Source organism: Plesiomonas sp. (genome assembly GCF_051650925.1).
GTDB lineage: Bacteria > Pseudomonadota > Gammaproteobacteria > Enterobacterales > CAMTGL01 > Plesiomonas.
The window spans coordinates 1-4,303 of sequence record NZ_JBOFRH010000286.1 but is presented as its reverse complement, the minus strand read 5'-3'; the positions used below and the strand labels follow the sequence as shown (position 1 = coordinate 4,303).

General features: G+C 42.8%; 5 protein-coding genes and 1 pseudogene. 2 read left to right on the top strand and 4 right to left on the bottom strand.

Annotation, left to right across the window (positions count from 1 at the left end; all coding sequences use genetic code 11):
• On the top strand, positions 1–247 hold a 247-nt coding region (locus tag ACRC27_RS06840), incomplete at its 5' end, for an autotransporter outer membrane beta-barrel domain-containing protein (RefSeq protein WP_438639496.1).
• Between the two features lie 280 nt (positions 248–527).
• The gene (locus ACRC27_RS06835; RefSeq protein WP_438639495.1) at positions 528–830 is read left to right on the top strand and encodes a hypothetical protein; all 303 of its coding nucleotides are present in this window, start codon (positions 528–530) and stop codon (positions 828–830) included.
• Positions 831–1,074: 244 nt separating this feature from the next.
• On the opposite strand, the gene ACRC27_RS06830 is transcribed toward ACRC27_RS06835, so the two are convergent.
• The 4 genes and pseudogenes from ACRC27_RS06830 to ACRC27_RS06815 form a co-directional block, all read right to left on the bottom strand.
• Positions 1,075–2,448, bottom strand: a complete 1,374-nt coding sequence (locus ACRC27_RS06830) for an NCS2 family permease (protein ID WP_438621640.1) — start codon at positions 2,446–2,448, stop codon at positions 1,075–1,077.
• Between the two features lie 189 nt (positions 2,449–2,637).
• On the bottom strand, positions 2,638–3,216 hold the full coding sequence (locus ACRC27_RS06825; RefSeq protein WP_438639494.1) for a UbiX family flavin prenyltransferase: 579 nt from the start codon (positions 3,214–3,216) through the stop codon (positions 2,638–2,640).
• A complete protein-coding gene (locus tag ACRC27_RS06820; RefSeq protein ID WP_438639493.1) occupies positions 3,198–3,758 on the bottom strand; it encodes a pyridoxamine 5'-phosphate oxidase family protein in 561 nt (186 codons plus the stop codon). The genes ACRC27_RS06825 and ACRC27_RS06820 overlap by 19 nt, the downstream gene beginning before the upstream one ends.
• Positions 3,759–4,012: 254 nt before the next feature.
• Positions 4,013–4,303: pseudogene (locus tag ACRC27_RS06815) on the bottom strand (amidophosphoribosyltransferase); the annotation flags it as partial.

The window sequence follows — 4,303 nt, the reverse complement described above, 5'->3', positions numbered from 1 at the left end:
AGACATTAACTATCGTCCTTATTTCTCAGCTAATTATATTAAAAAAATAAATAACAATGCGCAGTTAGTAACAGACAGTGATGGTCTAAAACAAAATATGGATTCAGACTACTGGCAAGTTGGCGCTGGGCTTGATAGCCATCTTAATACTCACACTCAAGTCTATACAAAAGTCAGATATCAGCAGACATTTAGCGACAAAGAGTCTCAATATAGCGCAATGATAGGGCTCTCTGTCACATGGTAGTCGGCATACACAGGCGATGTAGCATACTGCAAGCACAATAAAACAAACGAAGATCAAACAACCATTAACTTACTGATAAAAAAGAAACATTTTATATATTTACAAGGATTCATATTCTTTATTACACTGTACCTTGTAAGGAAAGCACGTCATGTTTCGTTTTATCCGCATGTAACAAAAAACACGGTTTGAAACATTTTGAAAGAAATGTTTGGCTATCTGTGTGCTATTCAGGTTAAAATTCGTAACTGGTGACATTTAATAAAGCCAAGGATATCTTGTGAGAAAGTATTGGATTCCTGCTATCTCTAGCATTACCGCCTTTTTATTGGTGGTATTAATGCTAGGCCTGATGAAACCATCAGGCAGCGAATCTTTACTGATCGATGCTTGGGATAGTGTTAAGTGGATGACTTTTGCGTTGATTTTTAATTTCCAGCTCCCATTTTGGGTTGCAAGAATCAGTGTGTTATTAATGGTCTTTATCCCACCTATTTTAATTTTTTTGATCAGCAAAGACCTCTTATCTCGACTGTTTAAATATACAGAAGATGAATGCAGAGTGTTGAACGCTAAAAAATAGTTTTTATATCAAAATACCTTATTATTTTATTACCTATAAAACCCATATAAAAATGGGGGATAACAATTTGTTATCCCCCATTTTTATACTTGATATATGTGCCACATCAAAAAAAAGACTATTCCATTTTTAATGTATTACAAAGAAGATCAATTTTAAGTGATTCAGTAAAAATGCGACTGAGTATTTTCTATGATCAGACCGGCTATTTCAATAACCGGCCTGATCACTGTTTACATTAAACTCAGATAGCCCAGCCACCGGCATAAAAGACAACCAGTGCTACAGCAATAATCACCGTACCAATATTGAGCTTTTTAAACTCTCCAGCAACTAAACGGCCAACAACCAACGCAGAAAAACCCAACATAATGCCAGTAACAATATTGCAGGTCAGCACAATAAATACCGCACATAACAAGCCTGACAGTGCATCAACGTAGTCATCAAAATCAAGTTTGGCAACATTGCTCAGCATCAACAAACCAACATACATGAGTGCCGGTGCAGTGGCATAAGCAGGCACTAGGTAACTCAGCGGAGAGAGGAATACCATCAGCAAAAACAGCACGCCAACCACAGTGGCAGTCAGGCCAGTTTTCCCACCTGCAGCCGTACCCGCTGCCGATTCAATGTATACCGCCGCCGGAGATGCACCAACAAAGCTAGAAAAGATGCTGCTGACTGAATCTGCCGTTAACGCTTTACCACCGCTGATAATTTGCCCGTCTTTATCCAGCAAATTAGCCTGTCCAGCCAGTGCGCGAATTGTACCGGTAGCATCAAAGACCGCAGTCATCACCAGCGCCAGTACGGTCGGCAGAATAATAGGAGAAAGCGCGCCCATGATATCCATCTGACCAAACAAGAAACCGCTGTCAGATGACAAGTTTGGCATCGCAAAAAAGCCGTTAAATTTCACATTCGGATCAAACGCCAGCCCTAGCGCGGAAATAGCCACAATCACCATTAAAATACCGCCCGGTACTTTGCGGCGTTCAAGACCAAAAATAGCAGCCAAACCCAGTAATGACATAATGACAGGGAAAGAGGTGAATACACCAAACTGTACAGGTAAGCCAGCCTGTGTATTTTTAACCACCAATTTGACGCTATCAGCGGCAATCAGCAGTAAAAACAAGCCAATACCTATTCCCGTGCCATGCGCAATACCGGTGGGTAGATTACGCAAAATCCACTGACGGATACCGGTCACGCTAATCAGCGTAAACAGAATACCCATCCAGAAAATAGCGCCCAAGGCAACAGGAATGCTGATATTCTGGCCCAATACCAAGCTAAATGCGGTGAATGCAGTCAGTGAAATAGCACAGCCGATAGCCATAGGAAGGCGAGCCCACAGCCCCATCAAAATAGAACCAAATGCAGCAACCAAACAGGTTGCCATAAATACTGCACCCTGATTAAAACCAGCTGCACCGAGCATATTGGGTACAACAATGATGGAGTACACCATAGCAAGGAAAGTAGTCACACCAGCAATCAGCTCTTGGCGGACTGAACTGCCACGTGCAGTAATCGAAAAATAGCGGTCAAAGCCAGACACAGGGGCGATATTCACAGAGGTTTTTCGCGGTGACGGAGCGTTCGTCGACATGAACCGATTCCTTAAATAGACATTAGCACGCAGATAAAAAAACAGATTTTCAATGTAAGGGATGATGCCGGTACAGGCTGCTTGCTCTTAGGCATTTACAGCAGCGCTAATAGTAAAGATTCCTTGTTTAAAAGACCATAGCAAACGGTTGCGATCACATAATTGATTTCAAACGCAGAGAATACTGCCCTACTCCGGCGTATTCCAACGGGTAAACAGATCAGTCGGTAACCGGATATCAAATTGATCCAGCACACGGTTTACGGTTTGGTCGACCAGATCGTGTATTGTTTGTGGCCGATGATAAAACGCGGGAACCGGTGGCATGATCACCGCCCCCAGTTCAGCAGCTTGGGTCATCATACGTAAATGCCCAAGATGAAGCGGTGTTTCTCTTACCGCCAGCAACAAGCGACGCCGCTCTTTTAGCACCACATCCGCCGCACGAACCAAGAGATCATCAGCATAACTGTGCACAATGCCGGATAGCGTTTTGATGGAGCAAGGCAAGATCACCATGCCGCAGGTACGAAATGACCCAGACGAAACCGATGCTGCAATGTTACGTACATCATGGTACACATCGGCAAGTTCTGTCACCTGACGCAAGCTGTAATCGGTTTCAAGATCAAGCGTTCTACGAGCAGCTTGACTGATGATCAAATGGGTTTCGATTTCGGGTAACTGTTGCAGTACTTCGAGTAAACGAATGCCATAAATAGCCCCGCTTGCTCCTGATATTCCGACAATTAAGCGTGTACGTTCCATGCCTGTTGATACTCCGGTGAGTTGACATTAATGGCTATTCGCTGACCTAAACCAGCTTGATTATCCAGCCAAAAAAGCTGCTCAATATCCAACATAAACCAGCTCACTTTAGCCATAGATTGCAACAGCTTTTCATCCTGTAAAATAAAGTTAAAACGCTTTAAATACTGCGCTTTAGCTAAATCAAGTTCAGCTTGTTCAAGCAGCCGAACACTCCCGACACCTTGTAAACCTTGGATTTTATTCCACTGGCAACTGTCGGTATAAATACTCAACGCCACATGCGGATTTTGTAATACCGCCTGTGCATGCCGGCTCTCTAAGCGCGAAAGAAAAATCAACCGAGATCCTGAACTGGCCGCATAATAAACCGGTGCACTCCAAAGCCCTTGCTGATCTTGTACTGATAAAGCCAATACCTGATGTGTAGCAAGGTAGTTAGCCACTGCTAATTCAACCGCAGTATTATCTGCTGCACATTGAGTATCAGAGACAATTTCAGGTGTCGGCAACGGCATTGACGATAAGTGAGACGCGGGCATACAAACATACTTTTTTAAGGAAAGAGTCTGTTTATACCACAGCCGATTCGATGACTTCTAGCACATGAGAATGTCTAACCTATAGCAGTAATCATCAAAACGTATCAATAACGGCAATAAAAAAACCTGCCATAACTGCCACACAGCATTACCGTGGTGGCACTCAATGACAGGTTTTTACCCTCAGGTCAGCTTTAAAGTCTTTTTTAATATCCTCTTTAAAGCATTTTTAAACCATTAACGGCACACTAATATCAGCGTTCGTTGTGCAGATCTAAACTTGAGGTATTCATTTGTAATTGTGCTTTTGCATCATCATTACGCAAAGAGTCAAGGTACTCTAAATAGCCCTGATTAACATCTTGGGTGATATAAACCCCGTTAAATACCGAAGTTTCAAACTCTTTGATCTCAGGATTCTCTTCTTGTACTGCTGCAACAAGATCAGTTAAATCCTGAAAAATCAGTGCATCAGCACCAATCATACGAGCAATTTCAGGCACTTCACGCCCGTACGCTATCAGCTCGTGTGGGCTTGGCATATC